At 73.3% G+C, this 19,320-nt stretch carries 15 protein-coding genes; 8 read left to right on the top strand and 7 right to left on the bottom strand.

The annotated features are described in order from the left end of the window. Positions 1 to 40: 40 nt before the first annotated feature. Both HHX41_RS20820 and HHX41_RS20815 read right to left on the bottom strand, forming a co-directional pair. A complete protein-coding gene (locus HHX41_RS20820; RefSeq protein WP_169988364.1) occupies positions 41 to 790 on the bottom strand; it encodes an SDR family oxidoreductase in 750 nt (249 codons plus the stop codon). 118 nt (positions 791 to 908) lie between these two features. After that, entirely contained in the window at positions 909 to 1,859 is a 951-nt protein-coding gene (locus HHX41_RS20815) for an SDR family NAD(P)-dependent oxidoreductase (protein WP_182907326.1), read from the bottom strand. A gap of 96 nt (positions 1,860 to 1,955) precedes the next feature. Between HHX41_RS20815 and HHX41_RS20810 the strand changes: the two genes are divergently transcribed. The 4 genes from HHX41_RS20810 (at position 1,956) to HHX41_RS20795 (ending at position 5,521) form a co-directional block, all read left to right on the top strand. Next, positions 1,956 to 2,903 carry an AraC family transcriptional regulator gene (locus tag HHX41_RS20810; protein ID WP_182907325.1) on the top strand — a complete coding sequence of 316 codons (948 nt, stop codon included), beginning with the start codon at positions 1,956 to 1,958 and terminating at the stop codon, positions 2,901 to 2,903. Between the two features lie 133 nt (positions 2,904 to 3,036). Further along, positions 3,037 to 3,600 carry an MFS transporter gene (locus tag HHX41_RS20805; RefSeq protein ID WP_182907324.1) on the top strand — a complete coding sequence of 188 codons (564 nt, stop codon included), beginning with the start codon at positions 3,037 to 3,039 and terminating at the stop codon, positions 3,598 to 3,600. A gap of 186 nt (positions 3,601 to 3,786) precedes the next feature. Next, positions 3,787 to 4,326 carry a copper chaperone PCu(A)C gene (locus HHX41_RS20800; RefSeq protein ID WP_182907323.1) on the top strand — a complete coding sequence of 180 codons (540 nt, stop codon included), beginning with the start codon at positions 3,787 to 3,789 and terminating at the stop codon, positions 4,324 to 4,326. After that, positions 4,319 to 5,521 (top strand): Dyp-type peroxidase, encoded by a 1,203-nt coding sequence (locus HHX41_RS20795; RefSeq protein WP_182907322.1) that lies wholly within the window; start codon positions 4,319 to 4,321, stop codon positions 5,519 to 5,521. The genes HHX41_RS20800 and HHX41_RS20795 overlap by 8 nt, the downstream gene beginning before the upstream one ends. Before the next feature lie 121 nt (positions 5,522 to 5,642). Here HHX41_RS20795 and HHX41_RS20790 read toward each other — a convergent pair whose 3' ends face one another. The 3 genes from HHX41_RS20790 to HHX41_RS20780 all read right to left on the bottom strand — a co-directional run bounded on the left by HHX41_RS20790 (position 5,643) and on the right by HHX41_RS20780 (position 9,018). Then, on the bottom strand, positions 5,643 to 6,380 hold the full coding sequence (locus HHX41_RS20790; RefSeq protein WP_182907321.1) for a YcnI family protein: 738 nt from the start codon (positions 6,378 to 6,380) through the stop codon (positions 5,643 to 5,645). A 102-nt stretch (positions 6,381 to 6,482) separates the two neighbouring features. Then, positions 6,483 to 7,076: an MFS transporter gene (locus HHX41_RS20785; protein WP_182907320.1), complete on the bottom strand. Its 594-nt coding sequence runs from the start codon at positions 7,074 to 7,076 to the stop codon at positions 6,483 to 6,485. A gap of 181 nt (positions 7,077 to 7,257) precedes the next feature. Then, positions 7,258 to 9,018: a lectin gene (locus HHX41_RS20780; protein WP_259401171.1), complete on the bottom strand. Its 1,761-nt coding sequence runs from the start codon at positions 9,016 to 9,018 to the stop codon at positions 7,258 to 7,260. Positions 9,019 to 9,996: 978 nt separating this feature from the next. Between HHX41_RS20780 and HHX41_RS20775 the strand changes: the two genes are divergently transcribed. Then, entirely contained in the window at positions 9,997 to 11,898 is a 1,902-nt protein-coding gene (locus tag HHX41_RS20775; protein WP_182907319.1) for a bifunctional copper resistance protein CopD/cytochrome c oxidase assembly protein, read from the top strand. Here the strand turns inward: HHX41_RS20775 and HHX41_RS20770 are convergent. Then, the gene (locus HHX41_RS20770; RefSeq protein WP_259401170.1) at positions 11,858 to 12,868 is read right to left on the bottom strand and encodes a LacI family DNA-binding transcriptional regulator; all 1,011 of its coding nucleotides are present in this window, start codon (positions 12,866 to 12,868) and stop codon (positions 11,858 to 11,860) included. The two genes, HHX41_RS20775 and HHX41_RS20770, sit on opposite strands and share 41 nt — an antisense overlap. 265 nt (positions 12,869 to 13,133) lie before the next feature. On the opposite strand from HHX41_RS20770, the gene HHX41_RS20765 reads away from it, so the two are divergent. Further along, positions 13,134 to 14,771, top strand: a complete 1,638-nt coding sequence (locus HHX41_RS20765; protein WP_182907317.1) for a GH39 family glycosyl hydrolase — start codon at positions 13,134 to 13,136, stop codon at positions 14,769 to 14,771. A 108-nt stretch (positions 14,772 to 14,879) separates the two neighbouring features. Here HHX41_RS20765 and HHX41_RS20760 read toward each other — a convergent pair whose 3' ends face one another. Further along, positions 14,880 to 16,595 carry a DEAD/DEAH box helicase gene (locus HHX41_RS20760; protein ID WP_182907316.1) on the bottom strand — a complete coding sequence of 572 codons (1,716 nt, stop codon included), beginning with the start codon at positions 16,593 to 16,595 and terminating at the stop codon, positions 14,880 to 14,882. Between the two features lie 245 nt (positions 16,596 to 16,840). On the opposite strand from HHX41_RS20760, the gene HHX41_RS20755 reads away from it, so the two are divergent. Beyond that, positions 16,841 to 18,031, top strand: a complete 1,191-nt coding sequence (locus tag HHX41_RS20755; RefSeq protein WP_182907315.1) for a monooxygenase — start codon at positions 16,841 to 16,843, stop codon at positions 18,029 to 18,031. A 20-nt stretch (positions 18,032 to 18,051) separates the two neighbouring features. Beyond that, positions 18,052 to 19,236: an MFS transporter gene (locus tag HHX41_RS20750; protein ID WP_310742103.1), complete on the top strand. Its 1,185-nt coding sequence runs from the start codon at positions 18,052 to 18,054 to the stop codon at positions 19,234 to 19,236. Positions 19,237 to 19,320 lie beyond the last annotated feature (84 nt).

Here is a 19,320-nt window from a genome sequence, read left to right as displayed (position 1 = left end):
TATGCCGCTCCCGCGCCTCCCGCCGGACGCCGGGCGGGCCCTACTCCGCCGTGTGCTCCTTGAGCCAGTCGGCGAACCGCGTGGGGCCGAGGTCGGCGTCGCCCTCGGGGACCAGGCTGCCCTCCTGCAGCTTCGAGCCGAAATAGCGCGCGTCCGGGTCGCCGACCACCCGGCGGGGGTCGCGGCGGGCCTCGAGGACCCGCCGGACCACCTCGTCGAACCTGAGACGGTCCGGACCGGCGATCTCGACCCCGCCGGCGGGCGGCCTCACCGCGACCCTGGCCACCGCCTCGGAGACGTCCGCGGCCGCGATCGGCTGGAACAGCACCGGCGCCACACGGACGGTGTCCCCTTCGGTGGCCGTGTCGGCGATGCCGCCGACGAACTCGAAGAACTGCGTCGCGTACACGATCGTGTGGGGGATCGCGGAGGCGACGATCAGTTCCTCCTGCGCGTGCTTGGCCCGGAAGTAACCGTTCTCGGGCAGACGGGACGTTCCGACGATCGACAGCGCGACGTGATGGCCCACTCCCGCCTCGGTCTCCGCGGCCAGCAGGTTGCGGGTGGATGCGGTGAAGAACTCCATCACCGCGGTGTCCTCGAAGGACGGGGAGTTCGACACGTCGACCACCACCGAGGCGCCCTTGAGCACCTCGGCCAGGCCCTCCCCCGTGACGGTGTTCACACCCGTCCGGGGAGTGGCCACCACCGCCTCATGCCCCTGACCGCCGAGCCTGTCGACGACCTTGCTCCCGATCAGCCCACTGCCGCCGACGACCACGATCTTCATTGCCGTACCTCCGCGATGCTCTCCTGGTGACTGCCCGTCCTCCGACGGGCGTACGACACCTATGACCGGACAGGCCCCGCGTCTGTGACACCGATGCTCCGAAGAGCCGCCCGGCTCCTCAGCCGAGCGCGGCGCTTCCGTAGTCCCACAGCCGGTCCGCCGCGTCCCTGTCGAGCGCGTGGGCCGCCACTCCGCCGGCGATCCCGGGGGCGGCGGGCGGGGCCTCCTGGTTGTCCTCGAAGTAGCGCCCGGTCACGCCTTCCACCAGGGGCGAGGCCGCCAGCAGCACCGATGCCGCCGCGCCCTGGGCGACCGTCTTGAGGTAGGGCCGGGGTACGATCTCGCCGTTCTCGTCGATCGCGCCCATCTCGCGCATGGTCGCCTCGTCCATGTTGCGCTGGAGGTTCGTCGATATCCAGCCGGGGTTGAGCGCGTTCGCCGTGATCCCGTCGGCAGCCCACCGGCGCGCGCCCACCGCCAGCAGGACGTCCGCCGTCTTGGACTGCCCGTAGGCCGTCCACGGGTGGTACGGCCGGCGCTCGAACTGCGGGTCGTCGAAGTCGAACGGCGTCTCGCGATGGGCGCCGGAGCTGACGACGACGATCCGCGCCCGGCCCGCCGCCCGCAGACTGCCGTACAGGCCCACGGCGAGGGCGAAATGTCCGAGATAGTTCGTCGCGAGCTGCATCTCCCAGCCCTGCGCGGTAATTTGGCGCACCGGGAGCGCCATGACCCCGGCGTTGGCGACCAGCACATCGAGCGGGCCGCGCCACTCCCGCACGAACGCCGCGACAGACGACAGATCGGCCAGGTCGAGCGCTGCGGACCGGACGGTTCCCGGCGCGCCGGCGAGGCTCGCGGCGATAGGCGCCGCCGCGGCCGGGTCGCGGGTGGCGATGGTGACCTCCGCCCCGGCCCCGGCCAGGACGCGGACGGTTTCCGCGCCGATGCCGGAGGCGCCGCCGGTGACGACGACGCGCCGCCCGGACAGATCCACCCCTTCGATGACCTCGGCCGCGGTGGCGTGGGAGTGGAACGGAGTGGTGAGACGAGTCTGTTCGCTGTTCATGCCGTCACGCTAGAGCGCCGGATTCGGATCATCTATAGCGGAAAGTCCGGCATACTTTATCGATCGTCCATTTACCCGATCGCGCCGGAGAAGCCGATGGATCCGCTCGAAGACGTGCTCGCGCTGCTGGGCACCAGGGCGCACCTGTCCACGGGCATGTCGGCGGGCGGCAGCTGGGCCGTGCGTTTCGAGCCGCCGGACGGCGTGAAGTTCAACGCCGTCCGGCGCGGCCGGTGCCTCCTGGACGTCGAGGGCCTCGACGCGCCGATCTCCCTGGCGGAGGGCGACTGTTTCCTGCTCACGCGCCCGCTCGTCTTCACGCTCTTCAGCGACCCGCATGCCGTCCCGGTCGACGCCGGGCCGTTGTGGACGGCGGCCCGGGACGGCCTCGCGCTCGTCGGCGACGGCGCGGACACGCTCCTCGTCGGCGGCCGCTTCTCGTTCGGCGACCGGGCACGCTCGCTCCTGCTCGACGGGCTGCCGCCGGTTATCCACGTGCCCGCGGAAACCGGCGAGGCGAGCGCGGTGCGGTGGGCCCTCGACCAGATCGACGCCGAGCTGCGGGGGCGCGCCATCGGCTCGACGCTCGCGGCCGAGCATCTCGCCGTGGTCATGCTCATCCACATCCTGCGTCTGCACCTGGCCCGGGAGCCCCGCGCGGTGTCGGGCTGGCTCGCCGGTCTCGCCGACCCCGTGGTCGCGGCGGCACTGCGGTCCGTGCACGCGCGGCCCGCCCATCCATGGACCGTCGCGGAGCTGGCACGGACCGGTGCGGTGTCCCGGTCCACCCTCGCCGCGCGGTTCAAGGACACGGTCGGTCTCGGCCCCCTGGACTACCTCACCCGGTGGCGGATCGAGCTCGCCTCCCGGCGCCTGCGCGACGGCGGCGACACGCTCGCCACGATCGCCCACGCCGTCGGCTACAGCTCGGAAAGCGCCCTCAGCACCGCGTTCAAGCGGATCACCGGCAGCTCGCCGCGCGAGTATCGCCGGCGAAGTGCGGGCGCCCGGCTCCCTGAGCCGTCCCCGAGCCAGGCGCCGTGACCCGTCCCCGAGCCAGGCGCCTTGAGCCGTCCCCGAGCAGGGCGCCGTGAGCCGGCTGAACCGGCGTCGCCCGCGGGCGACACGGCGTCCCGGAACGGGGACCGGGCGCGGGGCATGCGATATTGGCAGTGCCATGCCGCTGACATCGCCTCTCCGTCTCGCCCGAGCCGCCGCCTTCACCGCGGTGTGCCTCGGTCTGGGCGTGCTGGCGCACCTGTTCAGCGGCGGCGAGGTGACCCCCGGCGCGCTCGCGCTGGGCCTGCCGGCGGTGTTCGCCGCCGCGCTGCCCCTGTCCGGCGGGGAGCGGACGCTGCGCGCGATCCTGCCCCTGCTCGCGGCCCTGCAGGCCGCGTTGCACGTGCTGTTCGCCCTGTCGTCCCCGTCCACCGTGGACGTCGCGACCGGGCACCTCCTGGCCGGGCACGCGCACGCCGGACCCGGCTTGGGGATGCTCATCGCCCACGGCTGGGCGGTGGTGCTGACGTCGCTGTGGCTGGCCAGGGGCGAGGCCGCCCTGTGGGCGCTGCTGCGGCGGCTGGCCGTACGCCTCGCGCGGATCGCGGCCGATCCGGCGCCGCCCGTGTTCGCGCCCCTGGCGTCGCCGCATCCGGACGAGCCGCTTGTCCCCCGCTCCGTCGCGCCGCGCCACAGCGTCACCCGGCGCGGCCCGCCCCGCCTTCTCCGTCCGTCCGTCTGAGACGGCGCTCCTCATCCCGCTCCCGGCCGCGTACGGCCCGGGACGTGATCATGATCTTTTCCGGCGGAGCATGCCCACGCGCGTGCCCCGTTCCTCAGCCGCGCCCGGCCCGTGTCTCAGCCGCGCCCGGCCCGGCCCACGGGACGCGCCCGCGTGCCCGCCGGACGACCGAGAGAAGGCTTCCGCATGACCAGCACGACCGTTCACCGCGTCCTCCCGGCGGCGCTCGCCGCCCTCCTCGCCGCGGCCGCCTGCGCCGCACCGGCCGGCACCACCGCCGCTTCGCCGGCGGCGGCGCAGGCCCCCGTCTCCGCGTCCGCCACGACGGCCGCCGCCCCGCTGTCGATCGCCGATCCGTGGGTGAAGACGGCCCGTTCCGGCATGAGCGCCGCCTTCGGCACGCTCGTCAACACCACCCGCGAGGCGGTCACCGTCGTCGGGGCGAGCACCCCTGTCTCCCCGTCCGTGGAACTGCACGAGGTCGCCGGAGACGGCGGCGCCACGACGATGCGCCGCAAGCAGGGCGGGTTCGTGATCCCCGCGGGCGGGCGGCACGTGCTCCAGCCCGGCGGCGACCACATCATGCTCATGGACGTCCGCACGGCGATCGAGCCCGGGGCCGAGGTGCCCTTCACGATCACCCTGAAGGACGGCAGGACGGTGTCCTTCACGGCGGTGGCCAAGGACTTCGCCGGTGCCAACGAGTCCTACGCCCCCCATGAGTGAGCGCGAGTCCCGGGCGGGACGGCGGCTGACCCGGCGCGGCCTGCTCGCGGGAGGGGCCGTCGCCGCCGCCGCGGCGGCCTGCGCCGTGCCCGGTGGGGCCGGGTCCGCGGCGGCCGGGTCCGCGCCTCTTCCCGGTGGTGACGCCGTCGAACCCTTCCACGGCGTCCACCAGGCGGGCGTCGCGACCTCTCCGCAGACGTTCGCGGTGTTCGCCGGGTTCGACCTGCGGCCGAAAACCGGGCGAGTCGCGCTGACACGCCTGATGCGGCTGCTGACCGACGACGCGCGGCGGCTCACCCGGGGCGAGCCCGCCCTCGCCGACACCGACGCCGAACTGGCGCTGCTGCCCGCGCGGCTCACCGTCACCTTCGGGTTCGGCGCCGGGCTGTTGGAGGCGGCGGGGGCCGGGCACCTGGCGCCACGGCCGCTGCCGGCCTTCAAGATCGACGCTTTGCAGCCTCGCTGGAGCGGCGGCGATCTACTGGTCCAGGTGTGCGCGGAGGACCGCGTCACGCTGGCGCACGCGCTGCGCGTGCTCGTCAGGGACGCCCGTTCCTTCGCGACCATACGCTGGACCCAGCACGGCTTCCGGCAGAGCCCGCAGGTCCGGGCGCCGGGCACGACCCAGCGCAACCTGATGGGCCAGCTCGACGGCACCGTCAACCTCACGCCGGGCTCGGCGGACTTCGAGCGGGCCGTGTGGGTGCGCGACGGGTGGCTGCGCGGCGGCACCACGCTGGTGCTGCGGCGCATCCGAATGGACCTGGAGAAGTGGGACGCCGCGGACCGGGCGGCCAAGGAGTTCAGCGTCGGGCGGCGGCTGGACAACGGTGCGCCCCTGACCGGCCGGGCCGAGACCGACGAGCCCGACTTCGCCGAGCTCGGCCCGTCGGGCCTGCCGGTGATCTCCGAGTTCGCGCACATCCGCCGCGCCCGGACGGCCGACCCGGGCATGCGGATCCTGCGCCGGGCATACAACTACGAGGCCGGACTCAGCCCGGAGGGACGGCAGGACGCCGGCCTGCTGTTCGCGTCCTACCAGGCCGACGTGGCACGGCAGTTCGTCCCGATCCAGGCGCGGCTGGCGGAGATGGATCTGCTGAACCAGTGGACGACCCCCATCGGGTCGGCCGTCTTCGCCATACCACCCGGATGCTCCTCGGACGGCTGGATCGGCGAGACCCTGCTGTCCTGATCCGGCCGTCCTGATCCTGCTGTCCGGATCCGGCCGTCCGGAGCGGAAGGCCCGGCAGGGTCTCCCGCTCCGGACGGGAGGCGCCTCACGCCCGGAGCGCAGGCGCCTCGGTGCGGCCGTCTCAGCCGCGCGAACGGCGCAGGGCGGTCAGGCCGGCGCCGGCCCCGACCAGGCCGGCGACCAGGCCGATGCCGCCGAGCACCAGGGCCGGGGTGGTGTCCCCGCCCTCGTCGTCGTCATCGTCCGCGGCGGCCGCCACCGTGGGGGCGGCGGCGGCGACAGGCGAGGCGGAGGCGGCGACGCCATGGTCGTCCTCACCCTCCTCGGCGGTGACGAGCTTGAGCACCGGCGCGGGGTGTTCGGGCTCGGAGCCGTCGGCCTTCGGCGCATCCGCCCACTTGACCTTCTCACCGCCGGAGTAGGTCTGCACCGTGGGGAAGGTGAGCGCGTCCACGTTCTTAGGCAGCGGCCCGACCGAGGCCTCGAACTCCTGGAACTGGCCGGACTCGATCTTGCCGCCGGACCAGGTGATCTTCAGTACCGACTCGGTGATCGTGTCGCCGGCGTCCGACACGACGGGCTTGGGCAGCTTGCCGCGGGTGAGCTTGACGTCCCAGCCGGGGACCGGGCGGACCGAGACGAACGGCAGCGGGTGGTCGGTGGGGAACTCGACCTCCACCTTGGTGGTCGAGGCGTTGTCGCGCTCGTTGGGGACACGGAAGGCGATCTTGGTCCAGCCGCCCTGGACGGCGGTGCCGGGGTTGACGGTGACGTGGGCGAGGGCGGGCACGGCGAGGCCGAGGGTGAGCGCGAGGGCACCGGCGGTGACGGCGGCCGCGCGACGGACATACGAGGTCATGGGGGTTCTCCAGTCGTCTGCGAGGTTACGAAGGCGCGCGAGCGTGTCCCAGAAGGGGAGAGACCGATCCCCTGGGAGATACGCGCCGCCCGCGCGTGAAGCTCAGAAGACGGGAAGAACCGGTGGGCCGCGGCGGACGACCGCGTGCCGCAGCACGCCCGCGGCGTGCGGAACGCGCCCGGCATCGGGCGCCGGGCGCCGGTGAGGACGCCGGGCGGCCGCGAGGTCCGCTCCCAGCAGTGCCGACAGCGCGGTCACCAAGGCGGCCACCGCCCGCAGGCAGCGCACCACCCTGGCGCCGATCCCCCGCAGCACGGACCACAGGGCTTCCTCGCCGCGCGCCAGCCACCATCCGGTGAGCAGCCCCGCGGTGAGGTGGGCGGTGAGCATGCCGGTCTGCGCGCTCAGGCCGCCGTGCCACGTGGGATGCCCCGCCTCGGCGGCGGAGGCCGTGACGTCGAAGAGGAAGTGCAGGAAGGCCTGGGCCCCGAGCAGCAGGCCGACGATCGCCTGGGGCGACCGTTCCCGGCCCGCCGCGACTGCCGCCCCCGCCGCCACCACGAGCACGCCCGTGAGGAGCGCGGCAGGCGCCGGCCCCCCTCCGCCGGCGAACCGGTGCGCGCCGACGGCCAGGAGCACGCAGACGGCCGAGAAGGCAACCGACCGCGCGAGCCGGAAGGAGAGTGAGGCGCGCATGTCGCCGGGATTGTCTCACACCCGGGCGATCTCGGGCCGGTCCCCTCTGCGATCTTCCGCACACCAGGAGAAGGCCCATTGACCTCGGGAGTGGGCGCTCTGTGCCCCGGCCCGCCGCTACCGCGGCGCGGCCTGCGCCGGGACGGACAGCGCCGTCCCGGCGCAGGCATGCGGCGAGAGGTCAGAGGCGGGTCCAGCGCTGGTTGGCCTGGCCGTTGCACGTCCAGATGACGAGCTTGGTGCCGTTGGCGGTGCCGTTGTTGTAGGCGTCCAGGCACTTGTTCGCGCCGACGGCGGTGATGGTGCCGTCGGCGTTGAGCCGCCACTGCTGGTTGCTCTGGCCGTTGCAGTCCCAGATCACCACGTTGCTGCCGTCCGCGGTGCCCCGGTTGTACACGTCCAGGCACTTGGTGCCGTAGACCCGCAGCTCACCCGAACCGGTCGGCGTCCACCGCTGGTTCGCCTGGCCGTTGCAGTCCCAGAGCTGCACCTGCGCGCCGTTGGCCTGCGAGGCGCCACTGACGTCCAGGCACCGGCCCGACCCCACCCCCTTGATCGCGCCTGTCCCGGTGGGCGTGGGCGACGGGCCGGCGGACGGGGTGGCGCCGCTCCCGGTGACGGTGAGCAGGACCGCTTCGCGGGCGGGCACGGTCGTGGTGTAGCCGCCGTCGAACGTGCCGATGTCGGTCCCGGTCCACAGGTTCCGCACGGTGGCGGCCCCGCTCAGGCCGAGGTCCGACCAGCGGGCGGTGATGGACGCGGAGGAGGTGGTCCGGTTGAGCAGGAGCACCGCCCGCCGGCCGGTGCCGGACAGAACCTTGCCGTAGACCTGGCGTCCGCTCTGGTCCTCGGCGACCTTCACGCCCTGACGTCCGAGCGGATCCTGGTCGACCGCGAGCACCTCCCGGTTGGTCAGGATCGCCCGGGTCTCCGCGCTCATCGTGGCGATGTTGTTCCCGGCCAGCAACGGCGCCCCGGAGATCGCCCACAGGCCCATGTGCGTACGGTTCTGCGCCGCGGAGAAGCCGTTCATGCCGACGACGAGCATGTCGGGGTCGTTGTAGTGGCCGGGGGTCTGCGCGTTCGGGTGCTGGGCGGAGTCGAAGTTGGCCAGCACCCGGTCCATCGAGGCGTTCTCGCCCCAGTAGATGATGTCCCCGCTGGTGCGCCACATGGTGGAGATGGCCGGTGCCCAGTCCCACGGGCTCTGGGCGCCCCAGTTGCAGACCGACAGCACCATCGGCCGTCCGGTCTGCGCGGTGGCGCGGTCGATGGCGGCGCTGATCGCCTGGTAGGCGGTGCGGGCGTTGAGCCCCTCGGCCTGGCCGCCGCACCAGTCGACCTTCACGAAGTCGAAGCCCCACCGGGAGAACTGCAGGAAGTCCTGGTCGTAGTGGCCCTCGCTGCCGCTGTTCGGCGCGGCCGGGCGGCCGGTCGGGTAGTAGTAGCCACAGCCGTTGCGCCCGGCGTCGGTGTAGATGCCCGCCTTCAGCCCCTTGCTGTGGATGTAGTCGGCGATCGCCTTCATCCCGCCCGGCCACTCCGACTGGTCGACCGTGATATTGCCGGACGCGTCGCGCGTCCCCTGCCACCAGCCCTCGTCGATGTTGACGTACTCGTAGCCGGCGTCCTTCATCCCCGAGGACACCATCGCGTCCACCTGGGCTTTGATCACGTTGTAGTTGATCTGGGCCGCGAAGGTGTTCCACGACGCCCAGCCCATCGGCGGAGTCGCCACCGTCGCCACGGCCGCGGCGGCCGCGGCGGCCGTTCCCGTCGTGGTGGCCGCGGCGCCGTCCGCGACCGCCCACCCCGCCGGGACCATCGTCGCGATCGCGAGGTGCACGGCGACGACCAGCCGCCGTAGCCGCCGGAGGCGGGGGGAACGGCCATCCGGGGTGTGCCCGGAGGACCGTCGCCGGGCGGATTCGCGTAATCGCATGCGTTTCTCCTTCTGGTGGGGATGCTCACTCTGGTGGGGTGCTCGACGAGTGCCCGGCGCGGCCGGTCCCCGGAGAAGGAAGCGGCGGGACCACCCGCCCGAGTCAGAGCCGACATGGGCCGACAGCGGATGCCGACATGGCTGTACGACGAGGAGGAAGCCGGAGGCACCCGAAGATTCAGTGTGCGGCGGAACGCCTGACGCGACCGGCGTCGCCGCCGGCCCCTGCCGCTCATCACCGACCCCGGCAGGAGGAAGCCGAACGCGCCCTCAGTGTGGAAAACCTCCGCGAGCAGTGTCAAGACCATTGGCGAATCGATTCGTCCTGACGCCCCGAGTCGCGCGGCTCCAGGACGCCGGTGGACCGGGCCCTCACCCGCGCTCCGGCCGCTGAAACTTTCAGCGGGCTCCGCGGCCGACGGAGCAGGTAATCGCGGCCGGATCGGAGCAGCTGGGAGTCCTGCCGGGCGGAAACACGGAGGACGGCCCCGGGCGGATCACTTGACGGTGCTCGCCGCGTCGTATTTGCTCCGCTGCACCAGCGCCTTCAGTCACCTCAGGGAGAGGAGCACACCTCTGCCGTGATTTGTTAACGCTAACAATGTCGCGCCGGACGTACAAGGAGGATCGAACCCTTCCGCGATCAGCGCAGCGTCTCGCATCCGACCCCGCGAGACCGCGCCCATCACACGGGCTTCTCACCTACGGGCCCACACCTGACGAGAGGAACGAGAGCATGCCGAGACGTCACCGCTGACACGCCGGTAGTCGACTGCCGAAAACGGTTGTTTCGCGCCCGGCCTCTGTGGGGGGGGAGTGCGCCCTTCCCTGTGCCGTCCGCGCCGGGTGCCCGCGGCCGGGACCGCTGAACGTCGCCCGGATGCGGAGACGGCTCCGGTCCCCACCCCCGGGGCTCCCACGCGGAGAGCCTTTGGGCCATACTCGCATTCGATCAACGGTGCCGAGCCGAGGACGACGATGACACCTCCCCAGCGCCACCGCGGCGTGGTCGTTCCCGCCGTCGCCGCGACGGCGTTCGCCGTGCTGGCGCTCGCCCTGTGGTTCGGCGGCGGCAGGCCGCAACCGGCGATCCAGGGGCTGCCCTCCCCCGGCGCCCTGACCACCTGGGGCCTGCCGGTCGCGCGCCTCGTGCACGACGCCTGCGCCGCCGCCACGGTCGGGGCCCTGCTGGCCGCCGTCGTCCTCGCCCCCGCGAGCGGCAGGGCCGTCATGCGGGCGGCCGGGGCGTGGGCGCTCGGCTGGGCGGCGAGCGCGGCGGTCACCGAGATCCTGACGCTGTCGGACTTCCTCGGGCTGCCCCCGGTCGACGCGCTGCGCTCGGGCGCGCTGCCCGCCTTCCTCCTCTACATCCCGCAGGGACAGGCGTTCCTGACGGTGACGGTCGCGGCCCTGGCGGTCGCCGCCGGGTCGCTCCTGCCGCACGGCCCCCAGCACCGGTCCACACTGCTGCGGCCCGCGCTGCTCGCGGTGGCGGTCCTCGCGGTGCTGCCCCCGGCGTACGTGGGCCACTCGGCCTCGGCCGCCGACCACAACCTCGCCGTCCTCAGCCTGATGGCGCACGTCGCGGCCGTCGCGATGTGGATCGGCGGTCTGTACGCCCTCGTGGCGCACCTGCGCGCCACGCCCGGGCTCACCGTCGCCGTGCGCCGCTTCAGCACGCTCGCGCTGGGCTGCTTCGCCGCCGTCGGGGCGTCCGGCGCGCTCAACGCCTGGGTCAGGCTCGGCTCGCTGCCCCTGCTCTGGCAGTCGAGGTACGGCCTGCTCGTGCTGGCCAAGGTCGCCGCGCTGGCCGTGCTCGGCTGGTTCGGGTGGCGGCACCGCCGCAGGACCATCGGGGCGCTGGAGTCCGGCGGGGCCCGCGCGCCGTTCCTCCGTCTCGCCTGCGGCGAGATCGCGGTGATGGCCGGCGCCCTGGGCCTGGCCGTGGCGCTGGGCCGCACGCCCCCGCCGCCCACGGAGACGGCCGTGCACCAGCACGACGCCCTGGGATACGCCCTGCCCGCCCTCACCCCGGGCACGCTCGCCACCGAGGTGCGGCCCGACCCGATCGCGCTGCTCCTGCTGGCCGCGGCCCTCGCCGCGTACCTGTCCGGCGTGCGGCGGCTGTCGCGCGCCGCGTCACCGGGGAACGGCGAGAGGTGGCCGGCCGGACGCACCGCGTCCTGGGTCGCCGGCCTGGTCGTGCTCGGCTACGCCACGTCGGGAGGAGTGGCGGCCTACGCGCCCGCGGTGTTCTCCGCGCACGCGGCGCAGTACGCGCTGCTCGGCGCCGTGGGGCCCGTCCTGCTCGTCTTCGGAGCCCCGGTGACGCTGTGGCGGCGGGTCCACCCGGGATCCGAGCCCCTCGCCGGCCCGGCCGGCCGCGCGCTGTCCCATCCGGTGACGGTCCTGGCCCTGTACGCGCTGCCGTACCCGGTGCTGTACCTGACGGGCCTGTTCGGGCACGCCCAGCCGAGCCTCGCCCTGCGGCTGGCCGCGCAGGCGGTGGTGACGGTCACCGCGGTGCTCTTCCTCGCGGTGACGGCCGGTGTGGACCCGCTTCCGCATGCGACCCGGCCGCAGGTCCGCGTCTGGATGCTCGTGGGGGCGATCGCCGTACGCGCGTGGACGGGGCTCGCGGTGCTGGCGGGGCCGTCGCAGGCGCCGGAGTGGTACGCGGCGCTGGAACTGCCGTGGGCGCCGGACCGGGCGGCCGACCAGCGGCTGGGGGCGTCGCTCGGCACGGGCGCGACCGTCGCCGTCCTCGCGGGCCTGCTCGTGCTGGTGCTCGTCCACGCGCGCGCGGCGCGACGCGACGCGGTGTCCGGACCGGGACGGATCAGGACGACGGGACGGGACCCGTCGAGTCGCGGACGCTGAGGGTCGTCGCCAGCTGGAGGTGCCGGGAGGCGGGCTGGACGCCGTCCGCCATGCCGAGGACGGTCTCGACGGCCATCCGGCCCATGCCGACGAGAGGCTGCCGGACCGAGGTGAGCCGGGGTGTGGTCCATTCGGTCTGCGGGGTGTCGTCGAACCCGGTGACCGACAGCTCGCCCGGGACGGTGATGTGCAGTTCCTTGGCCGCGGCGAGGACGCCGACGGCGATCTCGTCGTTGCCCGCGACGATCGCGGTCGGCCGCTCGTCGAGCGCGAGGATCTCGCGGCCGTGCCGCAGGCCCGCCTCGACGGAGAACGCCTCGTGGCGGATCAGCGCGCGGTCCGGCGTGAGTCCGGCCGAGTCGAGCGCGGCCTGGTACCCGTGGAAGCGTTCCAGCGAGGGGGCGGAGCCCGGCGGGCCGCCGATCCAGGCGATCCTGCGATGGCCGAGCTTGATGACGTGCTCGGTCGCCGAGCGACCGCCCGCCCAGTTGGTGGAGCCGATGCTGACGACACGTGATTCGGTCGTGTCGATCGGGTCGATCGACACGACGGGCACCTCCAGATCCTCCGCGGCGAGGAGCACCGCGTCGGGCACGGCGACGGCGAGCGCGATGAGACCGGCGACGCCGGACTCCTTCTGCTCCTCCATCCAGGCACGGGCCGCCGTGCCGCTCGTGCTGATCGGCTCGTCGGGCGGCAGACGGAGGAGGAGCTCGGCCTGCGCGGAGGTCGCGGCCACGAGTATCCCCTGGAGCACCGTTCCGGCGTAACGGGACTCCACGAAGTCGAGCATGGTGACGAGGGCCCGGTTTCGTGCTCGCTCGTGACGTGCCGCCGTCGGCTTGTAGCCGATCTCGGCCATGACCGCGAGGACACGCTCACGCGTGTTCGGCCCCACGTCGCTGCGCCCGTTGAGGACCTTCGACGCGGTCGTGGGCGAGACGCCGGCCAGTCGGGCGACATCCGCCAAGGTGGCTCGCTCGGAACGACCTCGCCGTACCATCAGGGCTCCTTCCGGGCTTCGAAATTGTTTCGAATCTACCACGCGTGATTTTCGTCGGTCGCGCCGCGACATCTGGCCCGTGTCCACCCGTTGACACTGCCCAGGTACGCCCCTAATGTCCTGGCATAACGAACAAGTTGCGAAATATTTTCGAGACCCAATCGGACGAGAAGAGACGCTCGTGCGGCTCTCCCGCGATCTCCCACCCCCGGATCACCGAAGAAGTGAGACCATGACGAGTGACGGCGTGTCCGGCCCCCGGTTGCGGATCGACGGAGAGCCGTGCGACGAGAGGGCGTTCCCGCACCTCTGGGCCAGGTGCGTCGGCGCCGGACGGGCGAACGAGGCACTGCGTGCGGACTGGCAGCAGCAGTTCGCCGAGGCCGTCGCCGCGTGCGGGTTCCAGTACGTCCGCTTTCACGGCGTCTTCCACGACGACATGTTCGTGTACCGGGAGAGCTACGGCGGCGGTTTCGGCCCTGACGCACCCCTCGCCTCGCCCGTGTACACGTTCAGCTACGTGGACAAGGTGTTCGACTTCATCGTGGACCACGGCGTCCGTCCATTCGTCGAGCTGGGTTTCATGCCGCGCGAGCTCGCGACGGTGACGGACACGGTGTTCTGGTGGGGCGCCCACTGCAGCCCGCCCAAGGACATGGCGCGCTGGGTCGAGCTGGTCACGAGGACGGTCGAGCACTGGATCGGCCGGTACGGCCTCGACGAGGTGCGGGAGTGGCGGTTCGAGGTGTGGAACGAGCCGAACCTGGTTCCCCACTTCTGGACCGGGACGAAGACCGAGTACTTCGAGCTTTACGAGCAGACCGTGACGGCGATCAAGAAGATCGACCCCGCGTTGAAGGTGGGCGGGCCCGCGACGAGCGTCTTCGTGCCCGACGACCGCTACAAAGGCGAGGTCGAGGACCGCTCCGCGACCCACGCGACGGCCGCGGCGGCCGACGTGGACGCGCTCGACTGGCGCCCCGTGTGGATCGAGGACTTCCTCGCCTGGTGCGCCAAGCGCGACCTCCCGGTCGACTTCGTCTCGACCCACACCTACCCCACCGACTTCGCCTTCGCCGCCGACGGCGAGGCGGTGCAGATCACCCGGTACGCCGACGCGACGTTCGACGACCTCACCCTGCTCCGCGAGCTCGTGAAGAACAGCGCGTATCCCGACGCGGAGATCCACATCACGGAGTGGTCGACGTCGCCGTCATCGCGTGACTTCATCCACGACACGCCGTTCGCGGCGGCCTTCATCACCCGGGCGTACCTGCGGTGCGCCGCCCTCGCCGACTCGATCTCCTACTGGACCTTCACCGACGTGTTCGAGGAGGGAGGCGCCGGGATCGGACCCTTTCACGGCGGGTTCGGCCTGGTGAACGAGTGGGGCGTCCACAAGCCCACCTTCCACGCGTTCACGATGCTCGCGCGGCTCGGCGACCGGCTGCTCCTCGCGACACCCGACGGGGTCGTGACCCGCGACAGCCGGACCTCGGCCGTGTCGGCGGTGTTCTTCAACTACCCGGAGGACATGGCCCTGCGAGGTGTCCGGGCGCAGAGTTCGTACGCGGCGGCACGCGCGCTGGCCGAGGTGGGGCCGAGCCGGAGGATCCGCCACTCGATCGGCGGTCTGGAGCCCGGCACCATGTTCCTCGTCGAGATCGTGGACTGGGAGCACGGGAACGCCGCCGAGGCCTGGTATCGGCTCGGGTGCCCTCTCAACCCGTCCCGCGCCGAGAGCGAGCACCTGCGCGGGGTCGCCGACTCGCTCCTCAGGTTCACGCTGACCGTCCCCGGCACCGGTGTGCTCGACCTCGACGTCGAACTCGCGCCGTGGGCCGTGATGTCGTTGCGGCAGTCGGCCTGACCGCACGAACCGCCCCGGCGGCGGCGCCGGAGAGCGCACGACGCCCGGAAGACGGCCGTCCGGTGAGGACGGCCGTCGCCCGGGTCCGGCGGCGCCCTGCGAGAAGGGTCAGCGACGGCCGCGCGGGGCGTCGTCGCGGTCCCTGCGCACGATCGGCTTCTTGCCCTTGATCGTGGTGCGGCGCAGCGCCGACACCACCTCGTCCACGGCGCCGTCCGGGATCTCTACCAGGGTGAACCGGTCGGCGATCTCGATCGCCCCGATCTCACGCCCGCTGACCCGGGTCTCCCCGGTGATCGCGCCGACGATGTCCTGGGGGCGCACGCCCGCGCTGCGGCCCGCGCCGACGAAGACGCGGCTCATCGCGCCGCCGCCGCGCCGCCCGCGCCGGTCGTCGCGGCCGTGCCTGTCGTCGCGCGGCCCGCGCTCGGGCCGCTGGGCGCGCGGCGCGACCTCGGGGATCTCCTCCTCGTCGGCGGCGGCGCCGGTGGACTCGTGGGCGAGCTTGACCGCCGCGAGCGCGATGGCGACCAGGTCGAACTCGTCGGCGAGCGTCTCGACCACCACACGGAAGCGGTCGAGGTCGCCGTCCTCCATCAGGCTCTCCTGCAGCGCGGCCCGGGTCAGCTCCAGACGCCGGGCGCGCAGGTCGGCGACCGTCGGCACCTTCTCGACCGTGATCCTGCTGCGGGTGACGCGCTCGATGGTCTTGAGCATGCGGTGCTCGCGCGGCTCGGCGAGCGTGATCGCGACGCCCTCGCGACCGGCCCGGCCCACCCGGCCGATGCGGTGCACGTACGACTCGGGGGCGGACGGCACGTCGTAGTTGATGACGTGGGTGAGCTGCTCGATGTCGAGGCCGCGGGCGGCCACGTCGGTCGCGACGAGCAGGTCGGCGGTCCCGCTGCGCAACCGGCTCATGACCCGGTCGCGCTGCTCCTGCCCCATGCCGCCGTGCAGGGCCTCGGCGCGGTAACCCCGGCCGTTCATGGTCTCGGTGAGCTGGTCGACCTCCTCACGCGTACGGCAGAAGACGATCGCCGCAGTGGGGGCCTCCACGTCGAGCACCCGGCCCAGCGCCGCCGGCTTGTAGGCCCGCGACACGATGTAGGCGCTCTGCCGGATGAGCGGCGCCTCGCCGGCGGCGGGCGCCTCCCGCTCGATCCTGATCCGCACCGGCTCGCGCAGGTGGCGGCGGGCGATCCCGTCGATGCGCGGCGGCATGGTCGCGGAGAACAGCACGGTCTGCCGGTCCTCCGGGGTGTCCTGGAGGATCGCCTCGATGTCGTCGGCGAAGCCCATGTCGAGCATCTCGTCGGCCTCGTCGAGGACGATCATCCGCAGGCCCTTCAGCGGCAGGGTGCCCCTGCCGATGTGGTCGAGCGCCCGGCCCGGCGTGGCGACGACGACGTCCACGCCGCGCTCCAGCGCCCGCAACTGCCGCCCGATCGGCTGGCCGCCGTAGATCGGCAGCACCCGAGCGCCGAGGTCGCGGCCGTAGCGGTGCATGGCCTCCGAGACCTGGACGGCCAGCTCACGGGTCGGCACGAGCACGAGCCCGGCGGGCTCCCCCCCGCCGTCCTCCATGCCCAGGGGGTGGGCGCTGTGCAGCCGCTGGAGCATGGGCAGGGCGAACGCGGCCGTCTTGCCCGTGCCGGTCGCCGCCTGGCCGAGCAGGTCGCGGCCCTCCAGCAACGGCGGGATCGCCTCCCGCTGGATCGGCGTGGGCTCCTCGTAGCCGAGGCCGGACAGGGCCTTGAGGAGCTCGGGAATCAGTGCCAAATCGGCGAATTCGGGTCCCTCGTCGATCTCGTTCACGGCCATGTCCTGCTCCTGGTCCTGCTCCTGGTTTCGCTCCTGGCGGGGCGACTGTGCACTGGACGACCTTACGGTCTTTCCGCCCTTACCCCGAACGCCGCCTCCGGCACTCGGCGCGCTCCTCCCCGTAGCCCTTCCGGCGTACGTCCCTACTGCCGGGGTCGTAGGAGAGGTTTACATCTGAAGTCGGTCGACGTGACCACCCCGGCAAGGAAGCCTGAAAGGGTCCCCCGAGAGGCAGGAGGCGATCCATGCAAGGAAAGGCACGGTTCACACGGTGGGCGGGCGGCGCCGCGGTCGCGCTCGCCGCCGCCCTTCTCGTCGCGTCGTGCGGCGACGCGGCGCCCGGGCGCACTCCCGGCGCCTCCACCGCATCCGCCGCGCACAGCGGCCACGCCGGTCACGGCACCGCCAAGCCGGCCGCGGCGGCGGCGCCGCTGCGGGCGGGCGAACGGTTCGTGACGCTGACGCTCCCGCAGCCCTACCGGCCCTCGGCGCCCTCGGGCGGCACCGACGAGTACCGCTGTTTCCTGGTCGATCCCGGGCTCACGGGGTCCGCGTTCCTGACCGGCAGTCAGTTCCTCCCGCAGAACACCGACATCGTGCACCACGCGATCGTCTTCCGGGTCGGGCCCAAGGAGGCGGAGGCGGCGCGCAGGGCGGACGCCGCGACGCCGGGCGAGGGCTGGACCTGCTTCGGCGACGCCGGGATCGAGAACGGCGCGTGGGTCGGCTCCTGGGCTCCCGGCGTCGACGAGACGCTGCTGCGGCAGAAGGTCGGGTACCCCCTCCCGGCGGGCAGCCAGATGGTGCTGCAGATCCACTACAACCTGCTGGGCGGCGCCGACGGCACGGACAGGTCCGGCATCCGGCTCCGGCTCGCCGACGGCGCGAGCGACCTGGCCCCACTGGAGACGGGGCTGATCGCGGGGCCGATCGAACTGCCCTGCACGGCCGAGGAGTCGGGGCCGTTGTGCGATCGTGAGGCGGCCGTCGAGAACGTGGCCCACCGGTTCGGCGAGCAGGCGCGGCACATGGTCGACGGCCTGACCCGGATGTGCGGGCAGGGCGAGCCCCCGCGGCCCGGCCCGACACAGCACTGCGACATGCCCGTCCGGAAGGACGCGACGCTGTACGCCACCGCCGGGCACATGCACCTGCTCGGCCGCGCCATCAAGGTCGACCTCAACCCGGGCACCCCGGACGCGAGGACCATCCTCGACATCCCCGCGTACAACTTCGACGACCAGGCGATCCGCCCGCTGGCCCGGCCGCTGCAGATCAAGGCCGGCGACACGCTCCGGGTGACCTGCACGCACGACGCGGGGCTGCGCGCCATGCTTCCCGCGCTGCACGGGCAGGCGCCCCGGTACGTGGTCTGGGGCGAGGGCACCAGCGACGAGATGTGCCTGGGGCTGCTGGTGTGGTCGCCGAAGGCGTGAACGAGGCATAACGTGTGATCGTGGATCTTCGGGAGCTGGGACGGGCCAGGTTCGCGGTGTCGGCCGTCTTCGCCCTGCACGGGGCCGTGACCGGCGGCTTCGCCTCCCGCATCCCCTGGATCCAGGACCACGTCGGGGCCGGGCCCGGCGCCCTCGGTCTCGCCCTGCTCGCGCCCGCGGCCGGCTCCGTCCTCGCGATGCCGACCGCGGGCCGCATCACGCACCGCTTCGGCGGGCGGGCCGTCACCCGCGTCTCGATCGGCCTGTGGTGCCTGGTCCTCGTCCTGCCCCCGCTGGCCCCGGACCTCCCCCTGCTGTGCGCGGCGCTCCTGCTGTACGGCGGGGTGGCCGGCATGGCCGACGTCGCGATGAACGCCCAGGGGGTGGAGGTCGAGCAGCGGCTCGGCCGGTCGATCATGTCCGGGCTGCACGGGATGTGGAGCGTGGGCACACTGTCGGGCGGTGCGGTGGGCACGCTGGCCGCGAGCGCGGGCGTCGACGCCCGCCTCCATCTCGCCGGGGCGGCGGTCGTGCTGTTCCTCGTGGCCCTGGCCGTGGGGCCGCTGCTGCTCGACGTGCGGGCGGCCGAGGACGCGCCCGCCCCGCCCCACTTCGTGCTGCCGCCGCGCGGAGTGCTGCTCATCGGGCTGGTGGGCTTCTGCGCGGTGTTCGGCGAGGCCGCGGCCCAGGACTGGTGCGCGGTCTATCTCCGCCAGGTCGCCGGCGCGTCCCAGGCGGTGGGCGCCGCGGCGTACACCGCCTTCGCCTGCATGATGGCCGCGGGGCGGTTGTGCGGTGACGCGGTGGTGCGGCGGCTGGGGCCGGTGGCGACCGTGCGCGGCGGCGCGGCGCTGGCGTCGCTCGGCGGGCTGCTCGTCGTCGTCTCCCGCACCCCGGCGCCGGCGACCGCCGGGTTCATGCTGATCGGTGTGGGGATCGCGGTGGTCATCCCGCTGGTGTTCGCGGCGGCCGGCAACGCCGCGCCCTCACCGAGCGAAGGCGTCGCGGGAGCGGCCACGGTCAGCTACGCGTCGGGTTTCCTCGCGCCGAGCACGATCGGCGGGATCGCCACGCTGACCGGGCTGCCCGCCTCGTTCGCGCTGGTCACCGTCCTGCTGCTGGCGGTCCTGCTGGGCGCGGGCAGGCTCGCGCCCTCGGCCGCGCGGGCGCGCCGGGACATCCGGCCGGCCCCGCACGGAAAGTAGCCGCCGCCCCACGGCAGACGCGGCTCGAACGCCCGCCAGGCGGCGGCCCAGGGCCTGGGCCGGGCGTTCGACGAACCGGTGGGT

The organism is Microbispora sp. H13382 (assembly GCF_014161445.1).
GTDB lineage: Bacteria > Actinomycetota > Actinomycetes > Streptosporangiales > Streptosporangiaceae > Microbispora.
Note: the sequence above shows the minus strand (reverse complement) of the source record. Positions and strands in the feature narration are given on the sequence as shown.